The sequence below is a fragment of the uncultured Streptococcus sp. genome (assembly GCF_905372115.1).
Lineage (GTDB): Bacteria > Bacillota > Bacilli > Lactobacillales > Streptococcaceae > Streptococcus.
On the sequence record NZ_CAJPNR010000049.1, the window covers coordinates 1 to 16175 of the forward strand.

Consider the following 16175-nt stretch of genomic DNA (forward strand, 5'->3'; position numbering starts at 1 on the left):
GAAGAACGTCAAGAAAAGAAAATCGGTAAGATCTACTATCCTGCTGCTGGTCTGTCAACTGAGACTATCCCTTACTACACCAGTGCTTATGACATGGACATGCGCAAGGTGATCGATGTCTATGCAGCCGCAACTGAGCACGTGGACCAAGGTCTTTCCCTGACTCTCTTTATGCGCAGCGATATTCCTAAAGGCCTCTACGAATGGAAAAAAGAAAGCAAGCAGACAACCCGCGACCTTTCTATCCTGCGTAACTACGCCTTCAACAAGGGAATCAAGTCCATCTACTACGTCCGTACCTTTACTGATGATGGCGGCGAAGTCGGTGCCAACCAATGTGAGAGCTGTGTCATCTAACAAGAGATTTTAGAAAAAGAAAAGAAAATTCGACCATGTCACAATTTTACCTTCCTCATCATTGTCAGGAAGGTAAAATCGTGAAGTATTAGGACAGTATCCAAGAAGGGATAGCTGATACCACATCAGGTCGTACCATCTACTAAAGGAGAAAGAATGCAAACTTACTACAAAGCCATTAACTGGAACGCTATCGAAGATGTGATCGATAAGTCCACCTGGGAAAAACTGACTGAGCAATTCTGGCTGGATACGCGGATTCCCCTATCCAATGACCTGGATGACTGGAGAAAGCTGTCTCACAAGGAAAAAGACCTGGTTGGCAAGGTCTTCGGTGGCCTGACCCTGCTGGATACCCTCCAGTCTGAGTCTGGTGTGGATGCCCTGCGCAAGGATGTACGCACTGCTCACGAAGAAGCTGTCTTCAACAACATCCAATTTATGGAGTCCGTTCACGCCAAGTCCTATTCTTCTATCTTTTCTACGCTCAACACCAAGTCAGAAATTGATGAAATCTTTGCCTGGACCAACACCAATCCATACCTGCAAAAGAAAGCTGAGATTATCAATGAGATTTACCTGAATGGTACAGCTCTGGAAAAGAAAATAGCCAGCGTTTTCTTGGAAACCTTCCTCTTCTACTCTGGTTTCTTCACTCCGCTCTACTATCTGGGTAATAACAAGCTGGCTAACGTTGCTGAGATTATCAAGCTGATTATCCGTGACGAGTCTGTCCATGGAACCTATATCGGCTATAAGTTCCAACTAGCCTTTAACGAACTACCAGAAGACGAGCAAGAAAAACTCAAAGAATGGATGTACGACCTGCTCTACACCCTCTATGAAAATGAAGAAGGCTACACTGAAAGCCTCTATGACACAGTCGGCTGGACCGAAGAAGTCAAGACCTTCCTGCGCTACAATGCCAACAAGGCTCTGATGAATCTGGGACAGGATCCCCTCTTCCCAGACTCAGCGGACGATGTCAATCCTATCGTCATGAACGGTATCTCAACCGGTACTTCCAACCATGACTTCTTCTCCCAAGTGGGTAACGGCTACCTGCTGGGCGAAGTCGAAGCCATGCAGGACGACGACTATAATTACGGTTTATAAGACAAAAAGCCCCTCTTTCCAAAATACGGAAAGAGGGTTTTGTAATCTAAACTAGCAAGGAAAACAAATAAAGCAAATATCATCTAGCTTTTCTGGTTTTCCCAAAATAATTAGCAATACACATTCAAATGAGATGGCAAGACACGAATTGTTACTGGCAGTTGGTCACCCTCATCTCCGTCAACGTTGACGCTGAGTTCTGCCTTGTCATCAGCCAACTCAACTGTGATTTCCCTAAAGGTCAGATACTCGATATTATCACTTTCTTCACCATTGCCTGAAATCAAATCCGGCACAGAAACCAAGGTGTCCAAGAGATTTTTATCCTTAAGATACAAAAGATGGAGCAAGCCGTCATTGACAGTAGCTTCAGGGAGAATGCTCTCGAAACCTCCGATTGAGTTGGTAGAGCCAATCAAGAGGGTACTGCTCTTTATCGTACGCTCTTCTCCATCAATCTTCAAGTGAAATTCGTAAAAACTAGTATCCATCAACTGCTTGAAGCCAGAGATAAAGTAGGCAAACTTGCCCCACTTGGTCTTGTCTTCAGAATCTACATTGTTAATCGACTCTGGAATAGTTCCAATGGCAACTACATTCATAAAGTACTGGTCATTAATCTTGCCGATATCAAGCGGCTTGACTTTATTGATATCGAGATTCTGGATGGCTTCTTCAGCGTCTAGAGGAATGCCGAGAGCACGCGCCAAGTCATTGACCGTACCAAGTGGAAAGAAACCAAAGGTCGGACGATAGTCTAGTTCAGCCAGACCGCTGATTCCTTCATTGACTGTTCCATCGCCACCCATGACAAAGACGCTATCATAATGGTCTTCTGCCGCTTGCTTAGCAAAAGCTGCTGCGTCTCCGCCTTTTTCAGTATGCTTAACCACTACCTCATCGAAACATTCTGCCAGCTTTTCCCTTGCCAAGTCTTCATAGGACTTGGCTTTTTCTCCTCCCGAGCTAGGGTTGACAATTAATAGGACTTTAGACATAAGGAAACCTCTTTTCATTTGATAGCTCATTATACCATCTGGAAAACACTTTCACAAGAATTTGAAACTGCTAGCTTTTGAAAGACCAGAAAAGCAGTTTGGTATTTAAACTCAATTTTACAGAAAAACACTTCTTGCGTTAGATTTTTCTGTCTAACTTTAGAAGTGCTGTCTTATATTTCGTTTTTCTATTAAAAGAAGACAATGAGAACAAAGGCAATGAGGTTATTGGCCAAATGTAGGCCCATTGAGTAGCGCAGGTCTTTCTTAGCTAGATAGCCTAAGCCAAAGATTGCTCCCAAGATGAAGTAGACCAGAAACTGGACTAGATTGCCCGGCATGTGCAGAAGAGAGAAAAAGCTGGCAGATACAGTTAAATAGAGCAGGATTTTCGCCAAGCTATTTTGGTCAGGAAAGAGAAACTTAGCCAAAAACCCTCTTGTCAGCAACTCCTCAAGAATAGGAGCAAAGATTACCATGTATAGGAAGGCAAAGGCTGGCTGCTGCTGAATCAACTGTACAGCAGTGTTCTGATTGGCAGAAGATTCAATAGGAACGAGCTGCTGGAAGATGATAAAAGCAAGCAAGAGGACGCTGGGAAGCCAGATAGAGCTGGTCAGCTTGGTATTTTTGATTTCCAGTTTCAAATCTTTCCGGTACCATTTCCACATGGCAAAAGAATAGAGACTGGCAAGTATGACAAAAATCGGCAAAATCAATAGTTGAGAAGATCCCCCTGCCAGATAACGAACAGTATAGGCAACTATAGTAAAAAAGATAAAGAGATAAGACAAAAAAGCTAGTAAATATAATCCAAAATTAGTAAGAAAAGTTTTTAATTTCATAGCGACTCCTTATAGTTTGCTTTACTGAAACATAGCTAGCAGCAGTATTATAGCCATGGGGAGATTGTTCAGGATATGAACCAACATGGAATCTTTTATATTTCCCCGACGAGCATAGGATAAATAAAGAACCAGCCCAAGTGCGAAATAAATTGGAAACTCAGTCAATTGGGTGATATGAGGCAGGGTGAAGACCACAGAAGTCACAATGGCAGCCAAAACTTTTTGATTATTTTTGAAAAAGAAGGCAGTCCCAAAACCGCGGAAAATTAATTCTTCCATGATAGGAGCGATAAAAGCAATCGTTGCAACAAAAAGCAAGGCAAAGAAGATATGCTGCGAAGACATCATTCCCCCTAGCCCTTGTATGGCGCTGTCATTACTGGTCTGGGAATTACCGCTCAGGATGAGATTGAGATAAACACCGACAATAGCAGCCACTCTGGCAAGGAAAAAGAATAGAAAAGCAAAACCGATGTCCTTGCCAGACTGTTTGAATTTTTTCTTTTCTTCAGGCACATGCTTCTGATAACGCCGCCACAAGCTACGAAAAATCAGGAAAACTAAAATCATATACAAGGCTACCAATAAGATTTCTGCATATATAGGTAAACTCTTCCCGAGCCTCAAGAATAGCATCGGAGCAACATTTATAAGGAGGCTAAGAGCAATTAAGCCTATCCATTTTACAAGTCCTAAAGCAGTTGATTTGAAGTTGTTCATTTTGTACTCTCCTTTTGATAAATATTAATACCGACTTCCGTATCCTCAACAGCTATATCACCCTTCTGCTGAAGAATAGCGACAGCGAGGAAAAAATCTCCTGCACAGCCGGCTGCATGGAAGCTAGCAAGGACGATATAAGAAGTCGCAGTCAGAATATGCAAGGCATAGATCAAGGTCAGGGCTAGGCTAATCAGAAAGAATGGTGCCAGGATAATGACGAGCATCCTTTTCCGACTGTAACGACTGCCTGGGCTGGTCGCATAGGCCATGCCGCTTTTAAAACCAAACTTGACCTTGGTATTTTCATCCCCCAAGACCTTGAAGAAAAAGCCGTGGATCAGTTCATGGATGACCATTAGAACAAGGAGGTAGAATAAATCAAAGAAATGAAAAACTTCGCTGCCCTTGCCATACATCAGAATGGCAATCCAAGTAAAGAGGGCTAGAAAAGGGAAGATCAGCAGCACGGCCGTTATATTCAGAGCCAGATTGACCTTTTTATTATGGATAAAATCAAGTTCTTTCAGTAGTTTCATAATTTCCGCCTTTCATCGAAACATAAGTTTATTTGAAATATTTTCTTACCATTGGATAATACATAAGATTGATATAGATATGGATTACCACCAGGACGACAAAACCAGAAACGACATTGAGGGGTGTGAAAGTTCCCACTATCCCTAAAATAACATAGAGGGCTGGCAGAAGTCTCTGATTTACATTAAAGAGAATAAGATAGCACTGTTCATAATTGGCTTGCAGCTCTGATTCATCATAAGAGAGCACAAATTCTTTTATTTCCTCAGTAGTCGGGAAGGCCGAAAACTTATAATGACGAACTTTCTGGAGTGTTTTAAAAAATACAATCTGTGAAATGATGAGCAGAATCACAATCACCCAATCTATATGGCTCCATTGAAGAGGGCTCTTATCGTTCGTGATATTTCCGATATAAACAGCTCCGACTAAAATTGTAAAAAGAGCAACAGCACTGCTGATATTAAAGGAGATAGTAGCATACTCTAAATGTTTAAAGGCCAGACGGTACCATTCATAATTCTTATCCTCATCCGCTTCTTTCTCATAGGCTTCATGATATTTCCGGGTTTGATAAATCAGGAAAAAGGTCAGCGGATAGAGTATGAGAAGACTAACCCAGCCTAGCTGGCGCAGCAATCCGACATTTAAAGCAGACGACCAGCTGAAGTTTTCAAAGACACCTAAACCAGAAAAGAAACCGAAGAGGGCACCTATTAAAGCTCCAGCCAATAATATGAGGATATTGTGTAAAATTCTTTTCTGTGTAGACATACGTTTTTGCTCTTTCACGACTTCTTCTCCTTTATTTTTTTACAATAGACGATACAAGAATGCTAAGGCTGAGGGACTGTTTTAGCTCCCGTTGAAATGAATTCTAATTGCTTCTTCATTCTGCTTCCTCCACCAGCTGAAAGACATTCTCAATGTTTTCGTTGAAAATATGGGCAATCTTAAAGGCAATCACAATCGATGGGGTATATTCGCCTCTCTCTATAAGGCTGATTGTCTGCCTGGAAACACCGGCCAGCTTAGCCAGTTCTGTCTGGTTGAGACCGTCACGCGCTCTCAACTCCTTGAGTCGATTTCTAAGCTGCATCATAAACTCCTTATTTATTATTCTCCCTTGGATAAAATCATTGTAACAGATTCTTTCCTTTTTGACAAGTATCTTTGTCAAAAAAATAATAATCATTGTCAAAAGTGCTATTATCATAGACAAAAAAGAATCCAGCTCAAACTGAATTCTTTGCCTTTATTCATCTACTTGAGAAAATACTTCTTTTAAAATAGCAATCCCCTGCTGGATTTCCTCCCTGCTGATAGTCAAAGGCGGCAGGAGACGGATAACATTTTCTCCGGCCGTCAGGATAATCAAGCCCTTCCGGCAAGCAGCTTCAACAATCCTTGACAGACTAATACTTGTTTCAATTCCAATCATCATGCCCAGACCTCGAACAGCAGAAATCTTTGGATGGTCCTGAAAAGCAAGCTGGAGCTGCTCCAATAAGATATCACTCTTAGATCTGACTTCTTCTAGAAAGCCCGCTTCTTTCATGATATGCAAGGTCTCCAAGGCAGCTGCCATGACTAATTTATTGCCACCAAAGGTTGAGCCATGACTGCCAGGTCCAAGAGCGGAAGCTAAGCTGGATTTTCCTAATAGAGCACCAGCAGGCAGGCCATTAGCCAGACCCTTAGCCAGTGTCACAATATCCGGTATAATCCCATAATGCTCAAAGGAATAAAGCTGACCCGTGCGCCCCATACCTGTCTGTACCTCATCAACAATCAGCAAAATCCCCTCTTGTTGGCAAAAATCAGCCAAGTTTTTGACAAAGGCATCTTCTGCTGGACGAACACCCGATTCTCCTTGGACCAATTCCAGCATGACAGCTGCCGTATCCTGATTGACTAGCTTTTCTACGCTGGCTAGATCATTGTAAACCGCATAGCTGAAATGGGGAACCCCATCACCAAATCCTTCCTTGATCTTATCCTGTCCTGTTGCGGCCATAGCGCCAAAGGTCCGACCGTGAAAGGATTGCTGAAAAGTGATAATTCCTTGCTTGCCAGTAGCTTTGCGGGCTAGCTTAATAGCTGCTTCATTGGCTTCTGCTCCGCTATTACAGAAAAAAGCTAAATAACCATAAGGACCTGCCAGTTCCTGAGCCACCTGCTCTTGCAGAGAGCTAAGATAGAGATTGGGACTGTGCCAGATGAGCCCTGCTTGCTGGATCAGAGCCTGCTGGACCTGCGGGTGAAAGCCAAGATTGGTTACACCAATACCCGATGAAAAGTCCAAATAAGCCTTTCCCTCACTGTCAATTAGATAGGAGCCCGCTGCTTTAACAAACTCAATAGGTTCCCTCTTGTAGTTTTCAAATAAATAAGTCATCGTTATCCCTCTGCTATCAAGGTGCCCGTCAAAAGATTATCGCCAATCAAAACCTGCCCGACACCGGAAAGCACAGTCTGAACAGCACTCTCGATCTTAGGAATCATGCCGCCCTTGATGACACCTGTCTGAATCTTCTTGGAAACCTGACTGGTCAGAATCTGGGGCAGAACTTTTTTGTCCTCCAGAACCCCTTCTATATCTGTCATCAGGATCAGCTTCTCTGCCTGCAAGCTTCTGGCAACTGCCGCAGCTAGATAGTCTGCATTGATATTTAAGAGCTCACCAGCATCATTTTCCCCCAGCGAAGCCAGCACCGGGACCATGTCCGCATCCAGCAGCTGCTCTAGATAGGCAGTTTGAATCGCCTTCACCTGACCTACATAGCCATAGAGCTCTTTATCGATAAAATCTGCCGAAACTGTCTTTCCCAAATGTGAAACCAACTGAAGGCTTTCAATATCTGAATCGTTCAGTTCTTGTGTCAGCGTCCGGCCGACTTGACCTAGCAAGGCCTGCTCAATGATAGGCAAGTCAGACTTAGCTGTCACCCGCAACCCCTTAACCTTGCGAGTAGGCAGCTGGCGTTCTTTCATGAGTTGATTAATGACCAGACCTCCCCCGTGAACGACCACGATTTTCTTACCAGCTGCTATCCATTCTTGCATTTGCTTGATAAACTTAGTAGACAGCTTTTGCGCAGCAACACCGCCAATTTTTATAACAATCACATCTTTCATCGCATTTCTCCTTAGGTCCTATAGAGGGCATTGATTTTCACATAATCATAGGATAGATCGCAGCCCCAGGCCTGAGCTTCAGCGTCCCCATCGTGCAGGTCTATGGTCAAGGTCAGCAGCTCCCCAGCCATAGCATCACTTGTCTCCTCGGGGTCAAAAGCCACAGGGCTAGAAGCCTGCATGACTGGAATCCCCTCAATCCAAATATCAATATTGTCAACTGAGACATCTGCTCCCGCATAGCCGGTAGCTGCTAAGATTCGGCCCCAATTGGGATCTTGACCAAAAATAGCCGTTTTGACCAGGCTAGATCCAACGACACTCTTAGCAATCATACGGCCGCTCTGTTCATCCTTGGCATGCCGCACATTAACTTCAATCAGCTTGGTCGCTCCCTCCCCATCCTTGGCAATTTTCTTAGCCAAGTCAGCCATAAGATACCGGAGCATCTTGGAAAATTTTTCAAATTCTTCCGTATCTGGCAGAATTTCTTCATTTTGCCGGCAGCCGTTAGCCATGACTAGCACCATGTCATTGGTCGATGTATCTCCATCAACCGTGATTTGGTTGAAAGTCGTCTCCACATGCTGACTGAGAGCCGCTTGCAAGGTAGCACTAGAAATATTAGCGTCACAGGTGATAAAGGCCAGCATAGTTGCCATATTCGGATGAATCATGCCCGAGCCCTTGGCCACTCCCGCCATAGTCACCAGATCTGAGCCAAACTCTTCTGTGACCACACAGGTCTTGGTACAAGTATCCGTCGTTAAGATAGCCTCAGCAAAATCTTCTGCCTTCCCACTCACCAGAATCTGTGACAGGCCGTTTTTCAGAGCATCCATTGGAAGCTGCTCGCCGATGACTCCTGTAGAAGCCAGGCCTACCAAGTTGGGCTCAATCTTCAGCTTTTGAGCAGTCAATCGTTGCATCTCACAGGCAGCGTCCAGTCCCTGCTGGCCTGTACAGGAATTGGCAACACCAGAATTAACCACTATTGCCTGCAATTTCTGGCTCTTTTGAATTGAAGCTTTGGTCACTAGAAGCGGAGCAGCAATGACCTTATTAGTTGTATAGACTCCTGCCACACTGGCCGGCACTTCTGATACAATCCAGCCAAAATCCAACTTCTTTTTCTTAAAGCCAGCGTGTAAACCATCAGCCGAAAAGCCTAGCGGACTGGCAATCGTTCCATCAATACTCTTCATATCTGACCCTTTCTCATCTAGACATAGGACGGTTGACTGAGCAGGCCATCTGTTTCAGGAAAACCCAGCATCAAATTCATATTTTGAATTGCCTGACCAGCAGCCCCTTTAATCAGGTTATCCAGCACAGCCACGACAGTTAAAATGTTTGTCACAGGATTATAGTCAAAACCAATATCTGTATAATTAGTACCGACAACCTGGTGCAGATTCGGCAGAGCTGCTTGAATACGGACAAAAGGCTTATCCTGATAGCATTCCTGGTAAATAGCAGCCAGCTCTTCTCGAGTCAAAGGTTCTTTCAACTTGCAATAAACTGTCGCCACGATACCACGATTGAGCGGAATGAGGGATGTTGAAAACTGAATCTGCTGCAATTTCTCATCAAAAAGCTGCAACTGCTGCACAATCTCCGGAATATGCTGATGCTGATTCAGCTTGTAAGTCACATAGTTGTCGTGCACGTGAACAAAATGGCTGGATGCAGCTGGATTTTTCCCCGCCCCTGTCAAGCCACTCTTGGCATCAACAATAATGGAGTCCAGCTCAATAGCCCGAGCCTGCAGCAAGGGAATCAAGGCCAACTCTGTAGCTGTCGCATAGCAGCCGGGATTGGCAATAAATCGCTTCCCTCTGACATCTGTAAACTCAGACAGTCCATAAATAAACGCTTTTTGAACATGGTCTTCAGCTGGCTCTTTCTGATACCATTTTTTATAAATATTCCCTGGCAAACGATGATCACCAGAAAGATCAATGACTGGAAATCCCTCTTCTACAAAGTCTTTTGACAAATCTTTAGCTACTCCACTTGACGTTGCAAAGAAAACAAGATCTGCTCGTCTCATCATTTCCTGACTGTCGAAAGCTTCTATTTTCAGGTCGCAAATCTCCTTCAAATGGGGATAAAGCTCTGACACAGGAGACTCCATATCTTGGCTGGCATGAAGAGAAACGACTTCCGTCTGCGGATGCTGCAGTAAAATACGGAGGAGTTCCATTCCTGAGTAACCAGTAATTCCTACAATCGAAATACGCATATTTTTAAAACACCTCCGTATAAATATGCGTTTTATTTTACTCGCATATTTTATCTTTGTCAAGTATTTTCTGTATTTTTATGCAATGTTTTTGGAAATATCATTAATTATTTGAAAGAACATTCATAATTTCTTGTCTTAAAGCGGCTTATTTGCTTCTCATACAGATAAGTAAGCGACCTAAGAGCACAGAAAAAGATCTGCCCAAAGAGCAGACCTTTTCATCTATCTTTTATCTCATATTACAACTTATCAGCAACTGCTGCTAGCAGGTCTGAAATAGCGGATTGCTTGCTGCCGCCGGCCATAGCCATGTCTGGCTTACCGCCGCCTCGACCATCTACAATCGGCGCCAATTCCTTAATCAGATTACCAGCATGGACGTCCTTGGTCTTGCTGGCTGCAAGGACATTGACCTTGTCTCCAATTGCTGCGACCAGTACGAGAACATCTGAATAGTCCTTCTGCTTCCAAGTGTCCGCGAAGGTACGCAGGGCACCTGCATCAGAAACAGAGACCTGACTAGCGATAAAACTATGTCCATTTGCCTCTTGAACATTCTTGAAGACTTCACCAGAGGCTGCTGCTGCTGCCTTTTCCTTGAGCTCTGCATTCTCTTTTTGGAGTTGACGCAGCTGCTCTTGCAGCGCTTCTACCTTGTGAGGCACTTCCTTGATTTGCGGTGCCTTGAGGGTTGCTGCGATAGCCTTAAGAGCCTCTTCTTCCTCACGGTAGGCTTCAAAAGCTTCCTTGCTGGTAACTGCCAAGATACGGCGAGTTCCAGATCCGATACCCTCTTCTTTGACAATCTTGAAAATGCCAATTTCAGAAGTATTGCCTACGTGAGTTCCTCCGCAAAGCTCGACAGAGTAGTCGCCGATGGTTACGACGCGAACTTCTTTACCATACTTTTCGCCAAAGAGCGCCATGGCACCCATTTCCTTAGCCGTGTCAATATCTGTCTCTACTGTCTCAATGGCAAGAGCTTCCCAGATTTTCTCATTGACTTCTTGCTCGATAGCGCGCAGCTCTTCTGCTGTCACCGCTTGGAAATGCGTAAAGTCAAAGCGCAGGAATTCTACTTCGTTCAGAGAGCCCGCTTGGGTTGCATGGTTACCAAGAACATTATGCAGGGCTGCATGTAAAAGGTGAGTCGCCGTATGGTTCTTCATAACACGATGGCGGCGGCTGTGGTCAATTTCCAGTTTATAGCTTTGACCCAGAGCCAGAGGATCCAAGACTTCTACAGTATGCAGTGGCTGACCATTTGGTGCCTTTTGCACATCCGTAACTTGCGCTACCAGATTGCCTGCTGCATCAAAGATTTGACCGTGATCGGCTACCTGACCACCCATTTCTGCGTAGAATGGTGTTTCTGCAAAGATGAGGGCAGCTGTCCCTGACTCAACAGACTCGACTGCCGCATCATCTGCTACGATAGCAAGGAGTTCAGCTGTCAGCTCTTCTTTTTCGTAGTTAAAGGCACTCTCTACTGTGATGGCCTGCAGGGTTTCATTTTGCATGCCCATTGAGCCGCCCTTGACGACAGACGCACGAGCCCGATCCTGCTGCTCTTTCATAGCTGCTTCAAAGCCAGCACGGTCTACAGTCATGCCTGCTTCTTCAGCGATTTCCTCAGTCAACTCCAGCGGGAAACCGTAAGTATCGTAGAGTTTGAAGGCATCTTGACCAGAAATGACTGTTTGACCTTTTTCTTTCAGATCTGCTACGATGCCTTGGGCAAAGTGTTGACCAGAGTGCAGAGTACGAGCAAAAGACTCTTCCTCACTCTTGATAATCTTTTCAATAAAGTCTTGCTTTTCAAGAACTTCTGGATAGTAGCTTTCCATAATCTTGCCCACAGTTGGTACAAGTTTGTAAAGGAAAGGCTCATTGATACCCAACTTTTGGCCATGCATTGAAGCACGGCGAAGCAAACGACGAAGGACATAACCACGACCTTCATTTCCAGGAAGAGCGCCATCACCAATGGCAAAGGAGAGCGAGCGAATATGGTCTGCGATAACCTTGAAACTCATATTGTCGCCATCTTGGTCATAGACCTTGCCAGACAGCTTCTCTACTTCACGAATGATTGGCATAAAGAGGTCAGTCTCAAAGTTGGTCTTAGCCCCTTGGATAACAGCGACCAAACGCTCCAAACCAGCGCCCGTATCAATGTTCTTATGTGGCAATTCCTTGTACTCGCTACGCGGTACAGCAGGGTCAGCATTGAATTGTGACAAGACGATATTCCAGATTTCGATATAACGGTCGTTTTCAATATCTTCTTCTAAGAGACGGACCCCAATATTTTCTGGATCAAAAGCCTCACCCCGGTCAAAGAAAATCTCTGTATCTGGTCCAGAAGGTCCCGCACCGATTTCCCAGAAATTATCCTCAATCGGAATCAAATGACTAGGCTCAACGCCCATAGCAATCCAGCGGTTGTAAGAGTCCTTGTCGTCTGGATAGTAGGTCATGTAGAGCTTATCTTTGGGAAAATCAAACCACTCAGGGCTAGTCAAAAGCTCGTAAGCCCACTCAATCGCTTCATCACGGAAATAATCACCGATAGAGAAGTTGCCCAGCATTTCAAACATAGTATGGTGGCGGGCAGTCTTTCCGACATTTTCAATATCGTTGGTCCGAATGGCCTTTTGAGCATTGGTAATCCGAGGATTTTCCGGAATGATGGTTCCATCGAAGTATTTCTTGAGCGTCGCTACACCAGAGTTAATCCAGAGCAAGGTTGGATCGTTGACCGGCACCAAGCTGACAGATGGTTCTACTGCATGACCTTTCGTTGCCCAAAAATCCAGCCACATTTGACGAACCTGAGCACTTGACATTTGTTTCATTTATTTTTTCTCCTTAAATTTTTTCTAAAAATAATTGCATTATGAGGACGAACTTTCCAGCATTTCGACATAATCAATAGCGACACAGAGGGAAATCACCAAATCTGAATAAGTCTCCTCATAGATATGAACCTGATAAGTAGAGGTCAGATGAAAGAGCTCCTTGGTAATCTCTGCAACGACTTGATTGCTGTCATCCAGCAGACGAAAGTTCAAATCCCAGATGTTCCCTTCAACTCGAAGACCCAAATTATCAAATTTATATTTATCACGTAAAAAAGAGAATTTCTTACGGATATAAAAGCTATGCCCGCTGCTGAGTTTGATTTCAAACTGGGGCAGGAGGGTTATAAGGGTCTTGGTAATCTGACTGACGATTTGACCCTGACTATCATAGATAGTAAAGGTCTTAGGAATCTGGAAGAAAGAGCCTTCCACTTGGTAATCCACATTTCCTCGATCGTCCTTGATATCAAAGCGTTCGCCGCCTAAGCGAAATTTCTGTTTGACAAGATAGGTTTTCATTATGTTACCTCCACAGTCAACATAAAAGACAAGTTCCTTGTCCGAAGGGCGAAAAACCGCGGTACCACCTTCATTCAATGAACTTGTCATTCTCATTTCGTATTCTATTTTGCTAGATGAGTAGCATGATTCTCCGTCTCAGATGGCTCGCAGCACCGCCAATTCTCTGAACTAAGAACTTGAAAAATCAATTCTCACCAGTCTTATTATACTTGCTTATTGTCTTTTCGTCAACCTTATTCTGCGGCTGATGAAGAAGCTTCTTCTGAACTGCTTTCAGCTGCTGAGCTAGACTCAGATCTCTTTGAGCTGCTAGCAGCACTTGATGAAGAAGTTGAAGATCCTGTCGTTTCGATATACTGAGCAAAGATAGATTGGAAAGCACTGTCCTTAACCTTGATGTTAGCATCTTTCAATTCTTTCGCCACAACGCTTTGGATGAAGCTAGTATCTTTTTCTTTTTGTGCAATGATAATCTTTTTCAGCTTGTCTTTGTAGTCTTTCCAGTTAGAAGATTTCTCTGACTTCTTGACTAGCTTAACAATATAGTAGCTTGCTGAGTACTGTGAATCTGGCACTGTCACAAGGTCTGAAACGCCATTTTCTTCCAAAGCAAAGGCAGCTTTTTTGACAGCATCTGGAACATCAGTAGAGCCAGAGTCAAACTTGATTTCTCCGCCCTTTTCCTTAGTGGCAGCATCGGTAGAGTTTTCCTTAGCGATTTGACTGAAGTCTGCTCCTTCAGCTTTAGCTTTTTCAAGAACTTCCTTACCTTTGTCTTCACTGTCAACCTTGATGATTTGAGCTGTTACTTCTGGCGTGTAGTTTTCAAAGGCAGCCTTGTAATTTTCGTCAGTCAGCTCTTTTTCAGCAGCCTTCTTAACGGCATGTTCTACCAGCATATTGGTGCGGATTTGCTCCTTGTAGGCATCTTCGGTCAATCCGTTTTGAGCCAAGACTTGGGCAAAAGCTGTACCGTAAGCCGTTTTAGACTTTTCGAAAGCATCCTTAACATCCTTGTCTTTGACGTCTTTGCCGTATTTTTCTTCAAAGATGTCTTTGATAGCCATCTGCAGCAAGACCTGCTGAGCTGCACCATTGTTTTTCACTTGATCATAGAATTCATTGACAGTAATCGTGTTTCCTTTCATGGTCACGATATCCTTGCCTTCTGAGTTGGAACATGCTGCTAATACAGCGACTGACAAGAGTGTCACTGCTCCTGCAAATATTTTTTTCTTCATTTTATATTGACTCCTTATTCTTAAAAGTTCACGTTTTCTATTGTAGCACAAATTTGACTTGATATCTTAAATTTTACTAAAAATTTTTGGAAATTAGGAAAAAATCAGAGATGTCATTTTTTTCTAATCATAAGCAGTCCATCTCCCAAGGGAAGTAGACTGGAAGTTAAATCTGGACTGTCCAAAGTTGCGTCAAAAAGACTATGCAGACCTCGGTAAATAGCTCGTTGACCACGCTTAATTTCTTCAAAAGGCTTGGCAATATCGCCGCCTTGAAAGACATCATCAATGAGGACCAGACCACCAGGATTGAGGCGCTTGAGGACTTGAGGCAAAAAGACCACATACTTAGACTTAGCAGAGTCCATAAAGACAAGGTCGTAGAAATCCTCTAGTGTCTCAAGCAAATCCACCGCATCACCTTCTAGCATCGTAATTTGCTGGCGGCTGTCATACTTAGCAAAATTAGCCTTGGCCAGCTCAATCATCTCTGGATTGCGGTCAATAGTCGTAATCTGAGCCAGAGGAGCATGCTCCGCCATCAAAAGGGCTGAAAAACCAATAGCCGTACCGATTTCTAAAATCTTCTCAGGCTGGAGGCTTTCGAGTAACAGACGGAAGTAAGCTACTGTCTCATGGGGAATCACAGGTACATTTTCAGCTCTGGCAAAATCCTCCAGCTCCTTGAGTCCACCAGTGACCGGCTGGAGACGCTGTCTCATAAAGTCTACAATTTCTTCTTTGACCACTGGCCGACGCATATTGGGATTAGAGTTTTGATTATAAGTCTCGACCATCTTATGCCAGTCCCAACTTTTCTACCAAGGCTTCAAATTCATCCAGACGACGCTCAAAGACAGCAAAAGCAGCATTTAGGTAGTCTTCTTTTTCCATATCCACACCTGCTTTTTTGATGACATTGAGGGGATAGTCAGAGTTCCCAGCTTTGAGATAGTCCAGATACTTGTCCTTGTCTTCCTGACTGCCATGGACAATCTTTTCAGCCAAAGCCGAAGCCGCTGAAAATCCTGTCGAATATTGGAAAACATAGTAATCATAGTAGAAATGCGGAATCCGAGCCCATTCATACTGAATCTGCGGATTGTCTTCTTTATTCAGTCCATAGTATTTTTCGTTCAAGTCAGCGTAGAGCTCATTGAGAAACTCGCTGGTCAAAACTTGACCTTCTTGGTCTGCCTTGTGGATAGCATGCTCAAACTCCGCAAACTGGGTTTGACGGAAGACCGTACCTCTAAAACCATCCAAGAAGTGATTGATGATAGCAAAGCGGGTAGCATCATCTTCTACTTCTTCCAAGAGCTTCTCTGTCAGGATATTTTCATTAGTCGTCGAAGCAATCTCAGCTAGGAAGATAGAATAGTCTCCATAGACATAAGGCTGGGTCTCACGGGTGTAGCTGGAGTGCATACTGTGGCCTGTCTCGTGCACCAAAGTAAAGAGATTATCCAGCGTGTCCTGCCAGTTAAGCAACATAAAGGCATTGGTATCGTAAGAACCGCCTGAGTAAGCTCCTGAGCGCTTGCCTTGATTTTCATGAACATCAATCCAGCGCTCTGAAAAAG

16 protein-coding genes and 1 pseudogene are annotated in these 16175 nt (G+C 44.0%); 2 read left to right on the top strand and 15 right to left on the bottom strand.

The window, feature by feature from the left end:
• Window positions 1–357: pseudogene (locus QZ169_RS10100) on the top strand (ribonucleotide-diphosphate reductase subunit alpha); the annotation flags it as partial.
• A 156-nt stretch (window positions 358–513) separates the two neighbouring features.
• Window positions 514–1473 (top strand): class 1b ribonucleoside-diphosphate reductase subunit beta, encoded by a 960-nt coding sequence (gene nrdF / locus QZ169_RS10105; protein WP_002896021.1) that lies wholly within the window; start codon window positions 514–516, stop codon window positions 1471–1473.
• 110 nt (window positions 1474–1583) lie between these two features.
• Here nrdF and QZ169_RS10110 read toward each other — a convergent pair whose 3' ends face one another.
• The 15 genes from QZ169_RS10110 to QZ169_RS10180 all read right to left on the bottom strand — a co-directional run.
• Window positions 1584–2501 (bottom strand): diacylglycerol kinase family protein, encoded by a 918-nt coding sequence (locus tag QZ169_RS10110; RefSeq protein WP_295506785.1) that lies wholly within the window; start codon window positions 2499–2501, stop codon window positions 1584–1586.
• A gap of 161 nt (window positions 2502–2662) precedes the next feature.
• Window positions 2663–3316, bottom strand: coding sequence for a CPBP family intramembrane glutamic endopeptidase (locus QZ169_RS10115; protein WP_295506787.1), 654 nt, complete (start codon window positions 3314–3316; stop codon window positions 2663–2665).
• A gap of 21 nt (window positions 3317–3337) precedes the next feature.
• Complete coding sequence (locus QZ169_RS10120) at window positions 3338–4039, bottom strand: CPBP family intramembrane glutamic endopeptidase (RefSeq protein WP_295506788.1); 702 nt, start codon at window positions 4037–4039, stop codon at window positions 3338–3340.
• Window positions 4036–4578 (bottom strand): DUF3267 domain-containing protein, encoded by a 543-nt coding sequence (locus tag QZ169_RS10125; protein WP_295506790.1) that lies wholly within the window; start codon window positions 4576–4578, stop codon window positions 4036–4038. Before QZ169_RS10125 ends, QZ169_RS10120 begins: the two co-directional genes overlap by 4 nt.
• A 28-nt stretch (window positions 4579–4606) precedes the next feature.
• Window positions 4607–5371 carry a DUF3169 family protein gene (locus QZ169_RS10130; protein ID WP_295506791.1) on the bottom strand — a complete coding sequence of 255 codons (765 nt, stop codon included), beginning with the start codon at window positions 5369–5371 and terminating at the stop codon, window positions 4607–4609.
• Between the two features lie 97 nt (window positions 5372–5468).
• Window positions 5469–5678 (bottom strand): helix-turn-helix transcriptional regulator, encoded by a 210-nt coding sequence (locus QZ169_RS10135; RefSeq protein ID WP_312022687.1) that lies wholly within the window; start codon window positions 5676–5678, stop codon window positions 5469–5471.
• Window positions 5679–5834: 156 nt separating this feature from the next.
• The gene (locus QZ169_RS10140) at window positions 5835–6977 is read right to left on the bottom strand and encodes an acetylornithine transaminase (protein ID WP_295506794.1); all 1143 of its coding nucleotides are present in this window, start codon (window positions 6975–6977) and stop codon (window positions 5835–5837) included.
• A 2-nt stretch (window positions 6978–6979) separates the two neighbouring features.
• Entirely contained in the window at window positions 6980–7717 is a 738-nt protein-coding gene (gene argB / locus QZ169_RS10145; protein ID WP_295506796.1) for an acetylglutamate kinase, read from the bottom strand.
• Window positions 7718–7728: 11 nt separating this feature from the next.
• Complete coding sequence (gene argJ, locus QZ169_RS10150; protein ID WP_295506797.1) at window positions 7729–8922, bottom strand: bifunctional glutamate N-acetyltransferase/amino-acid acetyltransferase ArgJ; 1194 nt, start codon at window positions 8920–8922, stop codon at window positions 7729–7731.
• A gap of 17 nt (window positions 8923–8939) precedes the next feature.
• Complete coding sequence (gene argC / locus QZ169_RS10155) at window positions 8940–9962, bottom strand: N-acetyl-gamma-glutamyl-phosphate reductase (RefSeq protein WP_295506799.1); 1023 nt, start codon at window positions 9960–9962, stop codon at window positions 8940–8942.
• A 242-nt stretch (window positions 9963–10204) separates the two neighbouring features.
• Entirely contained in the window at window positions 10205–12823 is a 2619-nt protein-coding gene (gene alaS, locus QZ169_RS10160) for an alanine--tRNA ligase (protein ID WP_295506801.1), read from the bottom strand.
• 39 nt (window positions 12824–12862) lie between these two features.
• Entirely contained in the window at window positions 12863–13444 is a 582-nt protein-coding gene (locus QZ169_RS10165; protein ID WP_295506802.1) for an LURP-one-related/scramblase family protein, read from the bottom strand.
• A gap of 140 nt (window positions 13445–13584) precedes the next feature.
• A complete protein-coding gene (gene prsA / locus QZ169_RS10170) occupies window positions 13585–14592 on the bottom strand; it encodes a peptidylprolyl isomerase PrsA (RefSeq protein WP_295506804.1) in 1008 nt (335 codons plus the stop codon).
• Window positions 14593–14705: 113 nt separating this feature from the next.
• Complete coding sequence (locus tag QZ169_RS10175) at window positions 14706–15389, bottom strand: O-methyltransferase (protein WP_295506805.1); 684 nt, start codon at window positions 15387–15389, stop codon at window positions 14706–14708.
• A gap of 1 nt (window position 15390) precedes the next feature.
• Window positions 15391–16175 (bottom strand): M3 family metallopeptidase (locus tag QZ169_RS10180; protein WP_295506807.1); only part of this gene is annotated, 785 nt, incomplete at its 5' end.